The sequence below is a fragment of the Synechococcus sp. H55.7 genome (assembly GCF_047462395.1).
GTDB lineage: Bacteria > Cyanobacteriota > Cyanobacteriia > Thermostichales > Thermostichaceae > Thermostichus.
Map to the genome: position 1 here is coordinate 45,709 of NZ_JANSJD010000003.1, position 18,460 is coordinate 64,168.

Sequence of the window (18,460 nt, forward strand, 5' to 3'; positions counted from 1 at the left end):
GGAGACCGACAGGCGAGCTAGCGACCGGCCCTTTGTTCGCCAGCAAATTGGAGTAGACTGCTGCCGAGCAGGGGATCCTGAATCAAAAATTAAGCGACGACTTTTTTGAATCTTCGCCCCACGGGATCCCTGCCGCCACAGTTTCGGACTCACCTGGAGCCGAACTACCGCACCTCAGACCCGATGTACAAGCTCAACTTGGCCCTAGAAGAATTGCACCGCTACACCGCGGCCCCTGCTGAAGTGCCCCTAGAAGTGGTCGGTTCTGCCACGACTGCACAAGAATGAGAGCACCTCACCCATCAAACTGTTTATTGCTTGGTACTTTTCGGGTGGAGCTGCAAGAATGGCTGCCTCAGATTGCACATATGTAGATGGCAACAGTTCGTCGCGGCAGTGGGAGACAAGCTCTTGCGCCGCTTCTGGCGTGGTTTCCAAGTGAAACTGGAGGCCGATCACTGAGCGCCCAAGCTGAAAGGCCTGGTTCTCACAGCCTTCGCTCTTGGCAAGGTGAATTGCACCGGGTGGCAGCTCAAAAGTTTCCCCGTGCCAGTGGAAAACCTCAATTGAGGGCGAGAAGCGAAAGGTTAGCTCATCAGGGGGCTGTACCCCTTGTACCGGCCACCAACCTATTTCCTTAACGGGATTTGGAAACACTCGGCTACCCATTGCGCTGGCAATCAGTTGTGCCCCCAGACAGATGCCCAAAACCGACTTACCGGCCTCAATGGCATTGCGGATAAACCCCTTCTCCTGCACTAGCCAAGGAAACGCCCTTTCATCATTGGCGCTCATAGGGCCGCCCATGACGATGAGCATGTCAAATTCATCCAGGCTAGGCAATCTCGTCGATTCAAAAAACTTTGTGCCCGTTACCGGATATCCCTTGGCTTTGAGCCAGGACTCTATGTAGCCGAGACCCTCAAACGGCACATGTTGTAAGTAGTAGGCACGCATACTGATTTCAATGACTAACACCGCAGTCCAGCATAGCTCCTGGGATTCCCTTGCTGGCAGTGCTTCCGGGATTAGTAAGGTCAAGTTTCCCAAGGCTGAAGTTCTTCTCGATCTGCCGATTGCGTCGTGCTTGGGGATCCCTAAGCGGTCACTGCTTCCGGTTTTATCTCTGCTAGGAGTAAAGAGTAGACGAGATGGGATCCCTTCTCATCACTCACAAGCTATTAGGGCTGGCAACATAACGGTATGCCGCTCTCTTCTTGCTCGCGCTGTACAGCCGGTCAGCGAGATCCGCAATTTCCAAATGTAACGCAAGCTGTTCTAGCCAGGCGACAGGAATTCCTTGTACACCATAGTACGCTCCTGCCACTTGCCCACATACCGCAGCGGTTGTGTCGGCATCGTCGCCTAGATTTGCCGCCATGAGAACCGCTTCCTCAAAACTGTGGGAACGAACGAAACACCACATCGCCGCTTCCAGACTGTCCACCACATACCCGGAGCCGCGTATCTCATCTTCCGGCTTTTGACAGTAGGCTCCACGGGCAATCGCAACGATCTTCTCGGCCCCCACGAATGTCTGGCTGTCACCCAGAGCAACCTCATCCTTTGAGCTACCAGATAACGCCCGACAAATGATCCGCGCCAAAAGACGACAAGCGTCTAGGCATTCCGCCGCACCGTGAGTAACTCGGGAACTCTCCGCTGCAAATCGTTCTGCTGCTTGCAGGTCCGGGAAGAAGAACATAGGAATCGGCGCTAACCGCATTATGCATCCATTGCCGGCTAAGCGCGGATCGCTTGACCCGGCAAAGGGGTTTCCTGTCTGGCGAAACCTGCGCAATGCAGAGGTGGTCGTAGAACCTATGTCGAAGCATGTCCCAGTACTGCTCAAGTAACCCGTCTCGGCCCACTTGCAATAACGCCTCATTTGATCATGAGCGTCGAACCCGTTGCACTCAACAAGGCTGGTTGCCAGGCAAAGCGCCATCGAAGTATCATCAGTCCACTGGCCTGCACGGAGATGGAATGGACCTCCACCGACCATATCCGTCAGCGGTGTAAAGCTTCCCCGTGGGCGAAACTCAACGGTAGTGCCGATAGCATCCCCAACGGCAAGACCGAGAAGACACCCGCGGAAACGGTCTTGTCGCTGCATCTGTGTTCTCCCAAGTGGGGTAACGTTTGAGCTCAGTCCGCGGCCCGTCAGGGCCGTCGCGCCTGCAGCGATGAGTTAGGAGTACTCAATATCTATTAAAACCTTTCCTTTACTACCAGCACCAACATTCACTTTTACCCCCTCAATGGGGACATCTAGATGGAAGCCTGCCTGCTCATCCATCATAATTTTCATCCGCTTTGCCCCGTGTTCTTTGCCCGCCTTGATTAGGTCAACGGCTACCTTCGATTGCTTCTCTACGGCTTTACCAGGTTCTAGAAAATCGAAGACCTTATCAGCGATCCAAAAGAACGGAGCATAAATTTGGCCAAGAACAGGAATTTCAAGGAGATCTTTGATTGCGCTCCGAAAGCCATCTCTTGTTGTCAGGTCATAGTTGCTTTTCATAACTGGCACTTTGTCGGAAGGACTCCTATCAGTTGAACTCACCCGCCGTCAATGACTTAGAGTGCTGAAGATAGCCTAGCATCCAGTCGGGTGCAGTGATTTGTTATATTATGTAAATTTTTCGCTATTCGCCTCTACTACCCACCAACCCCAGCGCCCCCTCACCAACAACCTTTGGAGCAGGTCAGTGATGCTCTCCGAGTCAAGCACTACTCCTACCAGACTGAGAAATTTTATCTTCTCCGGATCCGTCGATATATCTTGTTTCACAACAAGCGACACCCCAAGGAGATGGGTGGCGAGCAGATCAATGCCTTCTTAACCCACTTAGCGGTGGAGGAGAGGGTGGCGGCGTCCACGCAGAACCAAGCTCTCAGTGCGCTGTTGTTCCTTTACCGAGAAGTTTTGCATCTGGAGCTAGACCTTGACCTAGACGCCGTACGAGCCATGCGCTCAAGCTATTTGCCTACGGTCTTAACCCCTGAGGAGGTCAAGGCTGTCATTGTGCATCTGTCTGGGATCTATCGCTTGGTGGTGCAGGTGCTGTATGGCAGTGGCTCGAGGTTGGCAGGAGCTCAGCAGCTCCGGGTTAAAGATGTGGATTTTGCCCAACGGCAACTGGCGATTCGCAATAGTAAAGGGATGGAGAGCCGGTTAACGATGCTGCCAGAAACCCTAGTGGAACCTTTGCAAGAACACTTGCCCTGGGTCAAGCGACAACATCAGCAGGACTTGGAATAAGGATACGGCTCTGTCTATATTGCCCTTTGCTTTGGAGCGCAAGTATCCCAAGGCAGAGCGGGAGTGGAGCTGGTAAATTGCGAATTGTTACATGTGTAACGGCTCTTAACGAACCCAGTTCCGTTTCTCTGGTAGAACGGGAAACAGGCGCTAGGGAAGAATGCCCATTCCCGGCCCACTTGCTTTTTTGCATTGCACAAGGGAGAGCGACTGCATGTTTACTCTGGTTAAGCCCATCACCCGCCACGTAACCCCTGCTGAGCTGGGGGGGCGCCGACTGATGAAGGTGGTGTACGTGGTGTTGGAGCCGCAGTATCAGAGTGCCCTGACGGCGGCGGTGCAGCGCATCAATGCCCAGAACCCCAAGCTGGCGGTGGAGCTGTCTGGTTACTTGGTGGAGGAGCTGCGGGATCCCGCGGGGTATGAGGCTTTCCGGCGGGATCTGGAGACGGCCAATGTCTTTATCGGCTCCTTGATCTTCATTGAGGACATTGCCCAGAAGGTGGTACAGGCAGTAGAACCCCTGCGGGAGCGGCTGGATGCGGTGGTGGTGTTCCCCTCCATGCCAGAGGTGATGCGCCTTAATAAGCTGGGATCCTTTTCCATGGCGCAACTGGGCCAATCCAAGAGCGCCATTGCCCAGTTCATGCGCAAGCGCCAACAGGGATCCAACTTCCAAGAGGGGATGCTGAAACTGCTGCAGACGCTGCCCAAGGTGTTGAAGTACCTGCCCTTTGACAAGGCCCAGGATGCCCGCAACTTCATGCTCAGCTTCCAGTACTGGCTGGGGGGATCCCGCGAGAACCTGGAGAACTTTTTGCTGATGCTGGCGGATCGCTACCTGCCGGGGATGCGGGATCAGGTTAAGTTTGCCGAGCCGGTCACCTATTTGGAGATGGGCATTTGGCACCCGCTGGCGCCGCAGATGTTTGCCAGCCTGGCGGAGTATTGGGATTGGTACAACGCCCGCGAGGATCTGCCAGAAGACGTGAAGGATCCCCTGGCCCCCTGTGTGGGGCTGGTGCTGCAGCGCACCCACCTGGTGACGGGGGACGATGCCCACTACGTGGCCATGGTGCAAGAGCTGGAGTCGCGCGGGGCGCGGGTGGTGCCGGTGTTTGCCGGCGGCTTGGACTTTTCCAAGCCGGTGAACGAGTTTTTCTGGAACGAGCAGAAGACGACGCCAATTGTGGATGTGGTGGTGTCGCTGACGGGGTTTGCCCTGGTGGGCGGGCCGGCGCGGCAGGATCACCCCAAAGCCGTGGAGGCGCTGCAACGGCTCAATCGCCCCTACATGGTGGCGCTGCCCTTGGTGTTTCAATCCACAGAGGAATGGGCCACTAGTGACTTGGGCCTACACCCGGTGCAGGTGGCGCTGCAGATTGCCATCCCTGAGCTGGACGGGGCTATCGATCCCATCATCCTCTCGGGCCGGGACGCCGCCACCGGCAAGGCCCATGCCCTACAGGATCGGATTGAGCTGATTGCGGCGCGGGCCATCAAGTGGGCCAATCTGCGGCGTAAGCCCAAGCTGGAGAAGAAAATTGCCATCACCGTCTTCAGCTTCCCGCCGGACAAGGGCAATGTGGGGACGGCGGCCTACTTAGATGTGTTTGCTTCCATCCACCGCGTCATGCAGGCGCTGGCCCACAACGGCTATGACCTGGGGCCAGAGCTGCCCAAAACGCCGCAGGAGTTGATGGAGGCCATCCTGCACGATGCCCAGGCCCAGTACGCCAGCCCGGAGCTGAACGTGGCTGCCAAGCTGTCGGTGCGGGAATACGAGGCCCTGACGCCCTATGTCAAAGCCATTGAAAAATATTGGGGGCCACCCCCAGGGCACCTGAACACCGACGGGCAGAATCTGCTCATCTACGGCAAGCACTTTGGCAACGTGTTCATCGGGGTGCAGCCCACTTTTGGCTACGAAGGGGATCCCATGCGGCTGCTCTTTTCCAGGTCGGCCAGCCCCCACCACGGTTTTGCCGCCTACTACACCTATTTGGAGAAAGTTTGGGGAGCCGATGCGGTGCTGCACTTTGGCACCCATGGCTCTTTGGAGTTCATGCCGGGCAAGCAGATCGGCATGTCGGGCGAGTGCTACCCGGATAATTTGATTGGATCCCTGCCCAACTTGTACTACTACGCGGCCAACAACCCCAGCGAGGCCACCATCGCCAAGCGGCGCGGCTACGCCTGCACCATCAGCTACTTGACGCCGCCGGCAGAAAATGCCGGCCTCTACAAGGGGTTGCAGGAGCTGCGGGAGTTGATTGGCTCTTACCAAACCCTGCGGGAGGGGGCACGGGGCATTGCCATTGTCAACGCCATCTGTGACAAGGCGCGCCTGGTCAACCTGGACAAGGACGTGGAGCTGCCGACGGTGGATGCCGGCCAGCTCACCCTGGAAGAACGGGACACGGTGGTGGGCCAGCTCTACGCCAAGCTAATGGAGATCGAGTCGCGGCTGTTGCCCTGTGGGCTGCATGTGATCGGGGCGCCCCCTACCGCAGAGGAAGCCATCGCCACCCTGGTCAGCATCGCCAGCATCGACCGCCCAGAAGAAGGGATCCTTGGCCTGCCGCGCATTATTGCCCAGAGCCTGGGCCGGGATATCGACGAGATCTACCGCAACCGGGATCGGGGGCACCTGGCGGATACGGAGCTGCTGGATCGCATCAACAAGGCCTGCCACAAGGCAGTGGCGGCCCTGGTGCAGGAGCAAACCGACGCCCAGGGGCGGGTCTCCAGGGTAGCTAAGCTCAACTTCTTCAACATGGGGCGGCAGGCGCCCTGGCTGGTGGCCCTCAAGGAGGCGGGCTATCCCCAGGTGGATGCAGAGCTGCTCAAGCCTCTGTTTGAGTTTTTGGAAGAGTGCCTTAAGCAAATTACGGCTGACTACGAGCTGGGATCGCTGCTGCGGGCCTTGGAAGGGGAGTACATCCTGCCGGGGCCGGGCGGGGATCCCATCCGCAACCCCAATGTGTTGCCGACGGGGCGCAACATCCATGCTTTGGATCCCCAGTCCATCCCCACGGCAGCGGCCATCAAGTCGGCGGAGATCGTGGTGGAGCGGCTGCTAGCCCGCGAGTTGAGCGCCAACGGCGGCAGGTACCCGGAAACCATCTCGGTGGTGCTCTGGGGCACGGACAACATCAAGACCTATGGGGAATCGCTAGCCCAGGTGCTGTGTTTGCTGGGGGTGCGTCCCAAGCCGGATGCCCTGGGGCGGGTGAACAAGGTGGAGCTCATCCCCCTGGCGGAGCTGGGGCGGCCCCGCATCGACGTGGTGGTCAACTGCTCCGGCGTGTTCCGGGATCTCTTTGTCAACCAAATGGCTCTCCTCGACCGGGCGGTGAAGCTGGCGGCCTTGGCCGACGAGCCGCTGGAGCTGAACTTTGTGCGCAAGCACGCCCTACAGCAGGCCAAGGAGCTGGGGCTGACGCTGGAGCAGGCAGCAACGCGGGTCTTTTCCAACGCTTCCGGCTCCTACTCGGCCAACATCAACCTGGCGGTGGAAAACAGCTCCTGGGAAGACGAGAGCGAGCTGCGGGAGATGTATCTATCCCGCAAGTCCTTTGCCTTCGGCTCCAATCTGCCCAACCAGCAGATGCGGCAGCTTTTTGAGGCCAGCCTGAAAACGGTGGACGTTACCTTCCAGAATCTGGATTCCTCGGAGATCAGCCTGACGGATGTCAGCCACTACTTCGACTCGGATCCCACCAAGCTGGTGCAGAGCCTGCGCCCGGACGGCAAGGCCCCCTCGGCCTACATGGCGGATACCACCACGCCCAACGCCCAGATCCGCACCCTGAGCGAGACGATCCGCCTTGATGCTCGCACCAAGCTGCTCAACCCCAAGTGGTATGAGGGCATGCTCAAGCACGGCTACGAAGGGGTGCGGGAGATCGCCAAGCGGCTGGTGAACACCTCCGGCTGGTCGGCCACGGCAGGCGCGGTGGACAACTGGATCTACGAGGAAACCAACGAGACCTTCATCAAGGACGAGGCGATGCGGCAGCGGCTGATGAACCTCAACCCCCACTCCTTCCGGCGCATCGTCGGATCCCTGTTGGAGGTGCACGGGCGTGGCTACTGGCAGACTTCCCAGGCCAATATTGAGCGCCTGCAGGAGCTGTACCAAGAAGTGGAAGACCGGATCGAGGGGGTGGAATAGGGGCCAAAGGGGATCCCTGCCGATCGTTGGCGCCGTTGCCACTGGAAGAGGGGTGCGGGAGTTCTACCCCAGCAAACCCGACCAGTGCAGGTAGGCTTCCACCAGGGGGGATCCCGCCAAGGCGGCCACGGCACCGCCCAGAGCCAAGTAGGGGCCGAAGGGGATGGGTTTGCCCAGGCGGGCCTTTCCTTTAGTCATGGCCAGCAGGCTGCCCAGCAAGCCAAAGCCGGAACCCAAAAGGAGAGTCACCACGACTCCTTGCCAGCCCAGCCACATGCCGATCAGAGCCAGCAGCTTGCCATCTCCTCCGCCCATGGCCTCCCGCTGCAAAACCCAGCGGGCAACAAAGCCAATGCCCTCCAGCAACCAAATGCCCAATACGGCCCCCGCGATCCCGGCCACCAGCGACAGGCCCATGGCCGCCAGGGATCCGGATCCTTCCAGCCAGGGCAGCGCCAAGCGGGCCAGCAGCCCCGCCACCAAGCCGGAGCGGGTGAGCGCTTCCGGCAGCAAGAACGTGTCCAGATCAACCAGCGCCAGGGCCAGCAGCCAGCCCAACAAGACACAGGTGAGGATCCCGCGGGGGGAAAAACCCAAGATGGCGATGCTGAGGCCAAACAGCCCCAGGGTCAAGGCTTCAACGGCAGGGTAGCGCCAGCTAATCTGCGCACCGCAGTGGCGGCAGCGGCCCCGCAGCAGGAACCAGCCCAGAATGGGGATGTTCTCCGTCGGGCCCAGCGGTGTTTTGCAGTGGGGACAATGGGATCCAGGATAGAGCAGAGAGAGGCCCCGCGGCAGGCGATAGACTACCACATTGAGAAAGCTGCCCACACAGGCTCCTAGCACCAACACCAGCACCCAGCCCAACAGGCGCAGCTCCCAGATGCCGTTCGCGTCGGCGTTGCTCAGCCACATTGCGCAAGCGCTGCGTAGCAGGAGAGAAGGTTGAGCATGGCAACCACTTCAAAAGGGCAGGAGAAGAACGGGAGAGGAGCCCTTCTGCCTCACCGCAGCGGCTCCAACTGCTGCAGCGGAATAAAGGTTTCTTGGGGCAGCAGAATGGGAAACTCAGAAAAGATCAGATCCCCTCTCAGGGTACGGCGGTGGATGACCACACCCCGCGGCGGCTGCTCCAGCACCTCCGGTCGATGCTGGAGATGAAATTGATAGATCTGACGAGCTGCTTGCAGCAAAGCGCTGTCCATGTGCGGTTTCCCTACCTTGCGAAGCCCACTATTACCCTAACGATGTTCCCAAAGTCGCTTGGGATCCCTAACGTTCTGTCCGCCCTCTTTGAGCTTTTTTAGAAACGCTTAAGGTTCCTTAAAAGAGCCTTAAAAAGCGAGGATCCCTTGAACCGTTCGCACAAACGGAATGGAGTCTCTACACCTGCTCCTCCCCAAAAGACAAGCTGAGCCAGCCTGGCCCTGGCAAGCCTAAACCCAGGATATCGCCGCCGGGGGGTTATGGGCCATCTCCGCCCACTCAATTCCCAATACTCTTTAGGGAACGGGGGCATGCTTCTGGCAACCATGAAGCATTCTGGAGTTGTCGGCAGCCGGCTTAAGACGGTTTGCCCTCAGGGCTGGGGGAGATCAAGTTTGGGCCCATGCTGTAGGAAGAGCCACGGTAACTGGGTTTGGGGTTAAGCTTGTCTTGGAAGCGGGTGATGATCTGGATGGTGCGCTGCACGTCTGCCGGAAAGATCACCACCAGGTCTCCGGGTTCGGCCTTTTCCAAAGCAGTTTCGATGGCAGTTGCCTCATCCAGGATCTCCTGCAAGCGATCCCCTGCCTTTTCCTGTTCCCAACCCTGCCGGATCAGAGCGGCCACTTCGCCTGGCTCCCGTCCCCGCCGGTCATCATCTTCTTTGACGATGGCTCGGTCGAACATCCGCGCCGCCAGGACTCCCAACTCTCTCAGATCGCTGTTGCGCCGATCCCCGGGGCCGCCAATCACGCCAATCTTCCGCTGACAATCCCAGCGTTCCAGGGTGCTCTGAATGGCCTCGTAGCCTGCCGGGTTGTGGGCGTAGTCCACCAACACCTGGTAGCCGCCCACATCGAACAAGTTGAGCCGACCGGGGGTTTGAGCCACAGAACTGGTAAAGGTGCCCAGTGCCATGCGGATGTCGTCGATGGAAACCCCGTGCAGGAAGGCGGCCAGGGTGGCGGCCAGGGCATTTTGGATCATGAAGCTGGCCTTGCCGGAGAGGGTGAGGGGAATGTTGGTTACATCTTCGATGCGCAGTTTCCAGCCCCGTTTCAAAATCGAGATGTGACCCTCTTCATAAACAGCCGCTGTGCCCCCGGAAGCAATGTGCTTTTGAATGAGGGGATTCTCCGGGTTCATGCTGAAATAGGCCACCGTCGCCTTGACGTTGGCGGCCATGGCGGCCACCAGGCCGTCGTCGGCATTTAAGACGGCGTAGCCCCGCTCGTGTACCGCCTCCACCAAAACCGATTTGACGCGGGCCATGTCTTCCAGGGTTTCGATGTCCCCCAGCCCCAGGTGATCTGAGGTTACGTTGAGCACCACGCCAATGTCGCATTCCGGGAACCCCAAACCCTCCCGCAAGATACCGCCCCGTGCCGTTTCCAGCACCGCCACTTCTACGGTGGGATCCCGCAGTACCAGGCGGGCGCTGTGGGGGCCGGTCATGTCTCCCTTGGCAATTTGATGGTTTTGAATGTAAACGCCGTCGGTGGTGGTAAAGCCGACCCGCTTGCCGATACCTTTGAGGATGTGGGCGATCAGGCGGGTAGTGGTGGTTTTGCCGTTAGTGCCGGTGACGGCCAGGATGGGGATACGGGTGTGGCTGCCGGGGGGAAAGAGCATGTCGATGATGGGCTCGGCCACATTGCGCGGGATCCCTTCGCTGGGGGCCAGGTGCATACGCAAACCCGGAGAGGCGTTCACTTCGACGATGCCGCCGCCGGTTTCGTTGACGGGCTGGGCGATGTCCGGGCAGATGAGGTCGATGCCCGCCACATCCAGGCCGATGATCTGAGCTGCCCGCTCGGCAATAAAGGCATTGTAGGGGTGGATGATATCGGTGCAATCGACGGCAATGCCGCCGGTGCTCAGGTTGGCCGTGGACTTGAGGGTGCAATGCTCTCCTTCGGGCAGCACGGTATCCAGGGTGTAGCCTTTGCTCTCCAGGATGCGCAGGGTCATGTCGTCAACGCTGATCTGGGTCAGCACGTTTTCGTGACCAAACCCCCGCCGCGGATCCCGGTTGACCGCATCGATCAACTCTTGAATGGTGGAGCGGCCATCCCCCACTACATGGGCTGGGATCCGTTTGGCCACGGCCACCAGTTTGTTGTTGATCACCAGCAGGCGGTAGTCATCCCCCACCAGGTGTTGTTCCACCAACACCACATCGGAGTACTGGCTGGCCGCATCGTAGGCGATCTCGGCGGCCTCCAAGCTGGTGATGTTGACGGTGATGCCCTTGCCATGGTTGGCGTTGAGGGGCTTGATCACCACCGGAAAGCCCCCCACATCCTCGATAGTGGCCGCCAACTCGCTGCGACGCCGCACGGTGTAGCCCTTGGGCACCGGGATCCCCATGTCTTGCAGCAGTTCTTTGGTGGCCCGTTTGTCGGCGGCCAGGTCGGCGGCAATGATGCTGGTTTTTTCGGTGGTGGTGGCTTCGATGCGCTTTTGGTAGACTCCGTACCCCAGTTGCACCAGGGATCCCTTGTTAAGGCGGAGATAGGGGATGCCGCGCAGGGCGGCCTCATCCAGCAGAGCTTGGGTGCTGGGACCGAAGCGGACGTTTTCTCGGATCTCTCGCAACTCTTGGATGTCCAGCTCCAGGTCGCGGCGGTAGTCTTCTCCATCCACCAAGGCCTGACAGAGATACACTGCAGCTTTGGCGGCAAAGCGCCCGGCTTCTGCCTCCTGATACTCAAAGACGACGTTGTAGGTGCCGGGGGTGGAGGTTTCGCGGGTGCGGCCAAAATCCACTTTCATGCCGGCCAGGGTCTGCAGTTCCAAAGCCACATGCTCCACCACATGGCCCATGAGGGTACCCTCTTCCACCCGTTGCAAGAATCCCCCATAGCAGCCGCGGGAGCACTGATGTTCCCACAGTCCCGGCAACAAGGTCTGCAACCTTTCTTTAAAACCCGGAATGGTGTTGGTGGGGCGCTCCCGCAGGTCTTCCAGATCGAGCCGCATTTGGATCAGCTTGTGACGACGGATGCTCCAGTAGTTGGGGCCACTGAGAACGCGGATGGATCGAATGCGCATAGGGTTCAAGGAAAACGGTAGAGAGGGGAACAGACGACTGCTGCTTATCTGAGAAGGTTGGCGCGGGGAACTTCCTCGGCATCTGCGAGCCCTACCTGGTGCTGCAAAGCACTTGAACAGCTCGCCACGCGAACAGCCCTAATCTACACTCCCTTTGCCAGGGGCGAGAAAGAGTATCCTTTAATACGATTTTTTGGCAGGCGAGCAAGGTTAAGACAAGGCCATGGATCCCGCCTGAGGGCGACAGTACAGTGGGGGCAAACGTGCTGCGAGGAGATGGAAAGAACCTATCTGCTGGGGCTGGGCTGGATCCTGGGCCTGTTGCTGCGGGCCTGGCCGGCGGTGAGCGGCTGGGGCTGGGGGATCCCGCTGGGGCTGGGATTGGTGGGATCCCTGGTGTGGCGGCGGCAACTGCGTTTGGCCCGCACCTGGCTGGCGATGGGGCTGGTGGGCTGCCTGGCCTGGGCCTACCTGGGCTGGCGGCAGCCGGTTCCCGGCCCGACGGATATTAGCCTGCTGGCCCCGCAGCCGCAGATGAGCCTGGTGGGCACCGTTCTTGCGGAGCCCCGTTCCAGCCGCAGCGAGCGGCGGCAGTTTTGGCTTGAGGCGGAGCAGGTGTTGGAGGCCAACTCCACCGCTCGCCAGGTGAGCGGCAAGCTCTACGTCACTGCCACCCCTGAAGCTCTCCCAAGCCAGGATCTCCATCCCAACCAGCGGGTGCGCCTGACGGGATCCCTCTACCTTCCCAGTCCAGCCCTGAACCCAGGCAGCTTTGATTTTCAGGTCTATCTGCAGCGGCAGGGGGCTTTTGCGGGGTTCAGCGCTCGCGAGGTGATTCCCCAACCGGGCGGGAGGGGCTGGGGAGGTTGGGTGTTGCGGCGGCGGGTGCGGGAGGCGTTCATTGCCGGGCTGGGGGAGCGGCAGGGGAACCTCTTGGCTTCCCTGGTGCTGGGATCCCGCGCTGCTCAACTGGACTTTGATTTGCAGGATGCCTTTCGAGAAGTTGGCCTGGCCCACGTCCTGGCGGCCTCTGGGTTTCACGTGTCGCTGCTGGTGGGGGTGGTGTTCGTCCTGACGCGGCGGCTGCCGGTGCGCCTGCAGCAAGGGATCCTCCTGGCGGTCTTGGGGATTTACCTCACCTTGACGGGGTTTACGCCTTCGGTGCTGCGGGCGGCGGTAATGGGGGTGGCGGCCATGCTGGTACTGACGGAGCCCAGACTGGAAGGAAAAGTCAGGCTTAACCCCCTGGGGACGCTGCTGGTGGCGGCAGTTTTGCTCTTGATCTACCAGCCGCTGTGGATTACCGATCTGGGGTTTCAGCTTAGCTTTGCCGCCACCTTGGGGCTGCTGGTGGGGACGGCGCCGATCGTGTCCCGGCTGGACTTTTTGCCGCCGGCGGTGGCTACCGCTCTGGCCGTTCCGCTGGCCGCCCAGATCTGGACCCTGCCGCTACAGGTGGTTATCTTTGGCCGCATCCCCACCTACTCGCTGCTGGCCAACCCGCTGCTATTGCTTCTAGTAGTGCCGCTGCTGGTGGCAGGGTTTGGGGCGGCCCTGGTGGCCTTGATCTGGCCGGGGCTGGGATCCCTGCTGGCCCGGCCCTTGACGTTTTTGCTCACGCCTTTGATTAACTGGGTGAGCTGGATGGCCGGCTGGCCCCTAAGCTCCTACTACACCGGCAGGGTCTCGTTGCTGCAGTGCCTGCTCCTCTACGGGGCGCTGGTGGCCCTGACCTTTTGGCCCCGCTGGCGGCGGGCTTTCCGCTGGCAGGGTACTGCTCTGGTTATGGCTGCCATCCTGCTGGGGCCAAGGCTGTGGCCGGGGCCGCCAGTTCAGATCACGGCTTTGGCCAGTGGCCGTATCCCCATCCTGGCCATCCAAGCCGAAGGACGCCATCTCTTACTGAACAGTGGCGATCCCCGCTTGGCCGAGCGCACGGTGCTGCCCTTTTTGCGGCAGCAGGGCCTGCGCCGTCTGGAAGGGGCGGTGGCCATGACCTCTGCCGGCTCGGCCAATGGGGGCTGGGAGATCCTGCTTTCGGCTTTCTCCATCGGGCAGTTCTGGGATGGGGGCGGCGTCAATGCCGCCTCGGACAGCTACCTGCGCTCCCTCAGCGCCGTGCAAGCAGCCGGGATCCCCTATCAAGTCTTGCGGCCTGCGGATTGGATCCCTTTTTCGGAGCGGCTGAAGCTGCAGGCTGTCCACACCAACCCTCTGGTGTTGACCCTGGAGGCGGAGGGATCCCGTTGGCTGCTCTTGGGATCCGCCGGCACCAACGTCCAGGCTGAGCTGACCGGATCCCCCCTGCTGCTGGCCCAGATCGACTGGCTGTGGTGGGATGGGGGATCCGTGATCCTGGACTTGCTGGAGCGCTTTCAGGTGCAGGCGGGCATCAGCTCCGGCCCTGTTGGCGAGGCAGTAGCCACCTGGTTTCGGCAAAAGCAGCGGCCCCTCTACATCGCCGATCGCGTTGGAGCAGTGAGCTGGTCGCGGCGGGGCGTGCAAACCCTGAGGGCGCAACTGGACGGATAGGTGGATCCCCTGCGCCCTCTCCCCTTGTGTACGCGACAGCGCAGCGTTGGATCAAAGTGCTGGATCAACAAAACGCGCGGGATACCCCACCGTCTATACGGTGGGAAGGGATAGCGCCCAACATACTTAGCATGACCCAAGCTCTGACTACCTCTTGCAAGCTCAAGGTGTCTGCGTCGCAAGCCACAAAGCTGGATGCGACCAAGGCCTACGGCCGGCTGACGCGAACAGAGGGGGACAACTGGAATGGACAGCAGTTGAACCAGGTCAGAGACCACTACTCCCGCTTGAGAGCGGTTCTGCAACGCAAGGCCAGTCAGGGCACACGCAGTTCTCGGCGCAGATGCCGGGAGCTGCTGCAACGGCTGTCTGGCAAGAAAAGACGCTTTCAAGCTTGGGTAAACCACTGCATCTCCACTCGCGTTAGCGGGACGGAGTCCTTGTGGGCCTGCTTCAGGGCTACCAAAAAAACCACCCGCCTTATGCGGTGGGGTAGTTTATCAGGTTTTTGCAGACGAGAGGGATCCCTGTTACGCAAAGGGTAGTTGCAGCGGCTGCAGTCGGTGTTGCTGGAAAGCTCTGTACTGGGCAAGGATTGGCAAAGACTGTAGTCATGGGCTGTAGCCAACCAGCCTCGGCTAATCTGAGCCACCGTAGGAGTTTTGACACTCCCCCGGCTGAAGTTGGGGAAGGCCTACGCAGTCCACAGTTGGACTCGTAAAGGCGCTGTCAAGACGCCCCTAGACAGTTCCTAGAGAAAAAGCCTCAAGGTTCCGCTTGCTTACTGGCTTTCGGTACTGTCCGGGTTTTTCACCGGGGTAGGTGCTGACTTAAGATTACAACATCATAATAACATTGGCGAGCATAATAACATTGGCGAGCGACTCCAGTCGCTCGAAGGCTTTTCCGCCCCGCACTACTCGCGTCAGCGGCGCGGAGCGCTTAGCATGGGGCTACCAAGCTACTCTGCTGTGTTGGCCGAGTTGGCTCTTGAGGGGCATGGAGAAGGAAACGCTCGAGAGTTTTTTGTCCATCCGGGGGGTGATGGGGGTGGCGCTCCTGAGTCGGACAGGCCGCCCTTTTTTCTACCGCTCTTTTCAGAACTTGGACAGCCGGCAGCAGCAGGCCCTTGCCGAAGGGCTGTTTCAGGTTTTGCAGACCATGCCCCCAGGCCTGGACTATTTTGACTTTCAGTTTGCCGAGCAACGAGTCTTTGTCTACCCCTTAGGGCCGGAGTGGGTGTTGCTGGTGGCGGTCAATGACGAGCTGGTGATGCCGGTCTACACCTTGGCCGTCAACCGCCTGCGAGCCGAGCTGGAACAGGATACGCCGAAGGGCCTGGCCACCTTTCGCCTGTTGACCAGCCAGGCGGAGGCCGTCCGGAACCCTACCCAACCCAGCTCCACCCTAGCAGAAGACAAGCCCACACCAAGGGAGGAGGCGACCCAGCCGGCAGCGACAGGCAGCCGCATGCAGATGGATGTCTTTGTGCAATCTCTCAATCGCCTCTGCCAGATCACAAGCGGCTATTTGGGCAAGGCAGTGATCGTCAACTATTGGAAGGCAGCGCGGCAGGAAGTGGTGGAACGCCAGGGATCCTCAGCCGAGTGGCTCAACCAGTTCGAGATCGAGCGCAGCGGCCAAATCCACTACCGGGGCACCCTCAAGGAGCTGGACGAATCTCAACAAAAGGTGCTGCGGGACTGGGTACTGGCTTTTTTCCGCCGCTGCGAAGAGGTGATCCACGACTTTCGCAATTTAATCAAATCGGCTGAATTGCGCTGGTAAAAGCAGAGGAAGCTGCTTTTCAAACAGCGTCCTCAAAGCGCCATGGCCGGTTCTTGGCCGCGGAAAATCCAGGCTAAGCTATGACCATAGCAGATCACCCCAGGTGCAGACGGGATCCCTGACCGAGGATGGCTCCTCTGGCCACCACGAACCGGTGGAGTAAGGATCTGCTTTGCTACCGCGATGCCACCGGATCCCTCGCTACCATCTGCTTACGGCACGCTAGGCGAAGGAGTTGCCATGCTGAGAATCGTCACCCAGCTAACCGAGGCTGAAGCCGAGCTTAGACGGATCTCGGAGCGCACTCAGGCTGACCAGAACCTGCACCGTGAGGCCACTGTGCGGGAGATCCTGCAAGCAGTGCGCCGTCAGGGGGATCGCGCTCTACTGGCCTACACGGCTGAGTTTGACCAGGTGGAGTTGAGCGTGGCGGAGCTGAAGGTCTCGGGGGCGGAGCTGGAGGCGGCCTACCAGGCGGTATCGCCGCAACTGCTATCGGCCCTGCGCCTGGCCAAACAGCGCATTGAAGCCTTTCACCGGCAGCGGGTGCCCAGCAGTTGGGTGAGCTTTCCCGGCCCTGAGATTGTCTTGGGCAAGCAGTACCGCCCCGTGGACCGCGCCGGCCTCTACATTCCAGGAGGGCGGGCCGCCTATCCCAGCACCGTGTTGATGAACGCCATTCCGGCCAAGGTGGCGGGGGTGCCCGAGATTGTCATGGTGACCCCACCGGGATCGGACGGGCTGGGGGGCAAGGGGATCAGCCCGGCTATTTTGGTGGCCGCCCAAGAAGTGGGCATCCACACCATCTATCGCGTCGGCGGGGCCCAGGCCATTGCAGCGCTGGCCTATGGCACCGAGACCATCCCCAAGGTGGATGTAATCACCGGCCCCGGCAACATTTACGTGACTTTGGCCAAGAAGCTGGTATACGGCACGGTGGGGATCGACTCGCTGGCAGGGCCTTCCGAGGTGTTGATCATCGCCGACGAGAGCGCCAATCCCCTCTATGTTGCCGCCGATCTTCTGGCCCAGGCCGAGCATGATCCCCTGGCGGCGGCCGTTCTCCTCACCCCCGATCTCCAGTTGGCCCAACAGGTGCAGCAGGCGGTGGCGGCCCAACTGGAGACCCACCCCAATCGCCTGATGGTGGAAAAGGCGGTGGCCAACTACGGGCTCATTGCCGTAGTGCCGGATCTGGCGACAGCGGTGGCTCTCTCCAACCAGTTCGCGCCGGAGCACCTGGAGCTGCAGGTGGCGGATCCCTGGGCCCTGCTGGATCCCATTCGCCATGCGGGGGCAATCTTCCTGGGGCACTACACTCCAGAGGCGGTGGGGGACTACCTGGCCGGGCCCAACCACACCTTGCCCACGGCGGGGGCGGCTCGCTACGCCTCAGCTCTAGGGGTAGAGACCTTCCTGAAGTACTCCAGCCTGATCCAATACGGCTCGGCAGCTTTGCAGGAGGTGGCTGGCGCGATCCAAGCTCTGGCACAAGCGGAGGGGCTGCCCGCCCATGGCCGCTCGGTGCAACTGCGCTTGGCCGAGGGGAGCTAGAGAGTTTGGCCTGGCCGCAGGTTGGGTGACGATGGCAGCTTCTGTCTGGCGAAAGGGGCGGTGGTGGAGAGGGGCTCTGTCTGCGGCCATGGGATCCCTGCTGTTGGCGACGATGGCGGCTGCGGAGGGGATCCCTTCTCCGCCGCTGGCCGTGCCGTGGGAGTGGGTGTATGCCCTGCAGGAGCAGGCGCGGCAACGGCAGTGTACGCTGATTGGCCTGCTGCGCAGCCGGCCTCTGCCGGCACCGGATCCGCAGTGGCAGGTGTACACGCGGCTGGATTTGGTGGCCACCCCTCAGGCCAGTCGGTTGACCAGTGTGTTGTTTGCCAAGAACACTCGTACCCAAGCCTTGCAAGTGATCTATCAAGCTTCAGCGTCTGTGTACGACCCCGCCGAGCCCTTGGATTTTGCCATGATCCTGCCGCTGGCCTGGCAGGACAACACTCTGCTGGCGCGGGAGTACGAAGGCTGGTTCCAAACCGATTTGAGCTGGGATCGGGCGGTGATCTGGCCCTTGCCCACCGGCTCGACCGGGATCCCGCCGGTACAGGTTTGGGAGCCACCGCCGGCCCTGGGATATGCCGAGCTGCTAGGCTGGGATCCCCAGGCGCGAGGGCGGGTGCTGTTTGCCGTGGCCGATAGCCTGGAAGAGGTGCCGCGGCTGGTGAGCGTTGGTTCCTCTTCCGATTGGTTGGTGCGGGGAACGGCCACGCTGACCGCCCCCGATTCCTCGGGTTTGGAAGAGGGCTGGATTGGGGCTGTTCCCGCAGGGTCAGCGGCCATTTGTCATGCCGGGAACTTTGGGCTAAACATCAGGTAGCCCTTCTCGATAGCCCTGAGCTTGGCGTTAGCGGATCCAAGACCGCGGGCGACGCAGCAGGGCC

General features: G+C 60.4%; 13 protein-coding genes and 1 pseudogene. 8 read left to right on the forward strand and 6 right to left on the reverse strand.

Translation table 11 applies throughout. From position 1 onward, the window contains the following. The first annotated feature begins 105 nt into the window (after positions 1 to 105). Positions 106 to 288, forward strand: coding sequence for a hypothetical protein (locus tag NW851_RS02020; protein ID WP_414334323.1), 183 nt, complete (start codon positions 106 to 108; stop codon positions 286 to 288). Here the strand turns inward: NW851_RS02020 and NW851_RS02025 are convergent. The 3 genes from NW851_RS02025 to NW851_RS02035 all read right to left on the reverse strand — a co-directional run bounded on the left by NW851_RS02025 (position 250) and on the right by NW851_RS02035 (position 2,524). After that, positions 250 to 957 (reverse strand): type 1 glutamine amidotransferase, encoded by a 708-nt coding sequence (locus NW851_RS02025; protein WP_414334324.1) that lies wholly within the window; start codon positions 955 to 957, stop codon positions 250 to 252. The genes NW851_RS02020 and NW851_RS02025 overlap by 39 nt on opposite strands. A gap of 214 nt (positions 958 to 1,171) precedes the next feature. Beyond that, positions 1,172 to 2,116: an ADP-ribosylglycohydrolase family protein gene (locus NW851_RS02030; RefSeq protein ID WP_414336812.1), complete on the reverse strand. Its 945-nt coding sequence runs from the start codon at positions 2,114 to 2,116 to the stop codon at positions 1,172 to 1,174. 75 nt (positions 2,117 to 2,191) lie between these two features. Next, positions 2,192 to 2,524, reverse strand: a complete 333-nt coding sequence (locus NW851_RS02035; protein WP_414334327.1) for a hypothetical protein — start codon at positions 2,522 to 2,524, stop codon at positions 2,192 to 2,194. A 174-nt stretch (positions 2,525 to 2,698) separates the two neighbouring features. Between NW851_RS02035 and NW851_RS02040 the strand changes: the two genes are divergently transcribed. Both NW851_RS02040 and NW851_RS02045 read left to right on the forward strand, forming a co-directional pair. Continuing rightward, positions 2,699 to 3,265, forward strand: a complete 567-nt coding sequence (locus NW851_RS02040) for a phage integrase N-terminal SAM-like domain-containing protein (protein ID WP_414334328.1) — start codon at positions 2,699 to 2,701, stop codon at positions 3,263 to 3,265. A gap of 214 nt (positions 3,266 to 3,479) precedes the next feature. Continuing rightward, on the forward strand, positions 3,480 to 7,442 hold the full coding sequence (locus tag NW851_RS02045) for a magnesium chelatase subunit H (RefSeq protein WP_414336814.1): 3,963 nt from the start codon (positions 3,480 to 3,482) through the stop codon (positions 7,440 to 7,442). Between the two features lie 63 nt (positions 7,443 to 7,505). Here the strand turns inward: NW851_RS02045 and NW851_RS02050 are convergent, their stop codons facing one another. From NW851_RS02050 to cphA, 3 genes are all read right to left on the reverse strand, one after another. Further along, positions 7,506 to 8,357 carry a prepilin peptidase gene (locus tag NW851_RS02050; protein ID WP_414334331.1) on the reverse strand — a complete coding sequence of 284 codons (852 nt, stop codon included), beginning with the start codon at positions 8,355 to 8,357 and terminating at the stop codon, positions 7,506 to 7,508. Between the two features lie 89 nt (positions 8,358 to 8,446). Beyond that, complete coding sequence (locus tag NW851_RS02055) at positions 8,447 to 8,647, reverse strand: hypothetical protein (RefSeq protein ID WP_414330572.1); 201 nt, start codon at positions 8,645 to 8,647, stop codon at positions 8,447 to 8,449. A 358-nt stretch (positions 8,648 to 9,005) separates the two neighbouring features. Next, positions 9,006 to 11,702 carry a cyanophycin synthetase gene (cphA, locus tag NW851_RS02060; RefSeq protein ID WP_414334332.1) on the reverse strand — a complete coding sequence of 899 codons (2,697 nt, stop codon included), beginning with the start codon at positions 11,700 to 11,702 and terminating at the stop codon, positions 9,006 to 9,008. A gap of 276 nt (positions 11,703 to 11,978) precedes the next feature. Here cphA and NW851_RS02065 point away from each other — a divergent pair, with 276 nt between their 5' ends. From NW851_RS02065 to NW851_RS02085, 5 genes and pseudogenes are all read left to right on the forward strand, one after another. Continuing rightward, complete coding sequence (locus NW851_RS02065) at positions 11,979 to 14,234, forward strand: ComEC/Rec2 family competence protein (protein WP_414336816.1); 2,256 nt, start codon at positions 11,979 to 11,981, stop codon at positions 14,232 to 14,234. A 227-nt stretch (positions 14,235 to 14,461) separates the two neighbouring features. Then, a pseudogene (locus NW851_RS02070) lies at positions 14,462 to 14,659 on the forward strand (RNA-guided endonuclease TnpB family protein); the annotation flags it as partial. Between the two features lie 448 nt (positions 14,660 to 15,107). Continuing rightward, positions 15,108 to 16,022: a hypothetical protein gene (locus NW851_RS02075; protein WP_414336817.1), complete on the forward strand. Its 915-nt coding sequence runs from the start codon at positions 15,108 to 15,110 to the stop codon at positions 16,020 to 16,022. Positions 16,023 to 16,262: 240 nt separating this feature from the next. Then, the gene (gene hisD, locus NW851_RS02080; protein ID WP_414336818.1) at positions 16,263 to 17,576 is read left to right on the forward strand and encodes a histidinol dehydrogenase; all 1,314 of its coding nucleotides are present in this window, start codon (positions 16,263 to 16,265) and stop codon (positions 17,574 to 17,576) included. A 31-nt stretch (positions 17,577 to 17,607) separates the two neighbouring features. After that, on the forward strand, positions 17,608 to 18,396 hold the full coding sequence (locus NW851_RS02085; protein ID WP_414336820.1) for a hypothetical protein: 789 nt from the start codon (positions 17,608 to 17,610) through the stop codon (positions 18,394 to 18,396). The last annotated feature ends 64 nt before the right edge of the window (positions 18,397 to 18,460 follow it).

What these genes read in the sequence shown, in the direction of transcription:
- NW851_RS02030 (WP_414336812.1), bottom strand. Translation starts at nt 2,116, where the DNA reads ATGCAGCGACAAGACCGTTTCCGCGGGTGTCTTCTCGGTCTTGCCGTT.
- NW851_RS02025 (WP_414334324.1), bottom strand. Translation starts at nt 957, where the DNA reads ATGCGTGCCTACTACTTACAACATGTGCCGTTTGAGGGTCTCGGCTAC.
- NW851_RS02055 (WP_414330572.1), bottom strand. Translation starts at nt 8,647, where the DNA reads ATGGACAGCGCTTTGCTGCAAGCAGCTCGTCAGATCTATCAATTTCAT.
- NW851_RS02050 (WP_414334331.1), bottom strand. Translation starts at nt 8,357, where the DNA reads ATGTGGCTGAGCAACGCCGACGCGAACGGCATCTGGGAGCTGCGCCTG.
- NW851_RS02085 (WP_414336820.1), top strand. Translation starts at nt 17,608, where the DNA reads ATGGCAGCTTCTGTCTGGCGAAAGGGGCGGTGGTGGAGAGGGGCTCTG.
- cphA (WP_414334332.1), bottom strand. Translation starts at nt 11,702, where the DNA reads ATGCGCATTCGATCCATCCGCGTTCTCAGTGGCCCCAACTACTGGAGC.
- NW851_RS02065 (WP_414336816.1), top strand. Translation starts at nt 11,979, where the DNA reads ATGGAAAGAACCTATCTGCTGGGGCTGGGCTGGATCCTGGGCCTGTTG.
- hisD (WP_414336818.1), top strand. Translation starts at nt 16,263, where the DNA reads ATGCTGAGAATCGTCACCCAGCTAACCGAGGCTGAAGCCGAGCTTAGA.
- NW851_RS02045 (WP_414336814.1), top strand. Translation starts at nt 3,480, where the DNA reads ATGTTTACTCTGGTTAAGCCCATCACCCGCCACGTAACCCCTGCTGAG.
- NW851_RS02035 (WP_414334327.1), bottom strand. Translation starts at nt 2,524, where the DNA reads ATGAAAAGCAACTATGACCTGACAACAAGAGATGGCTTTCGGAGCGCA.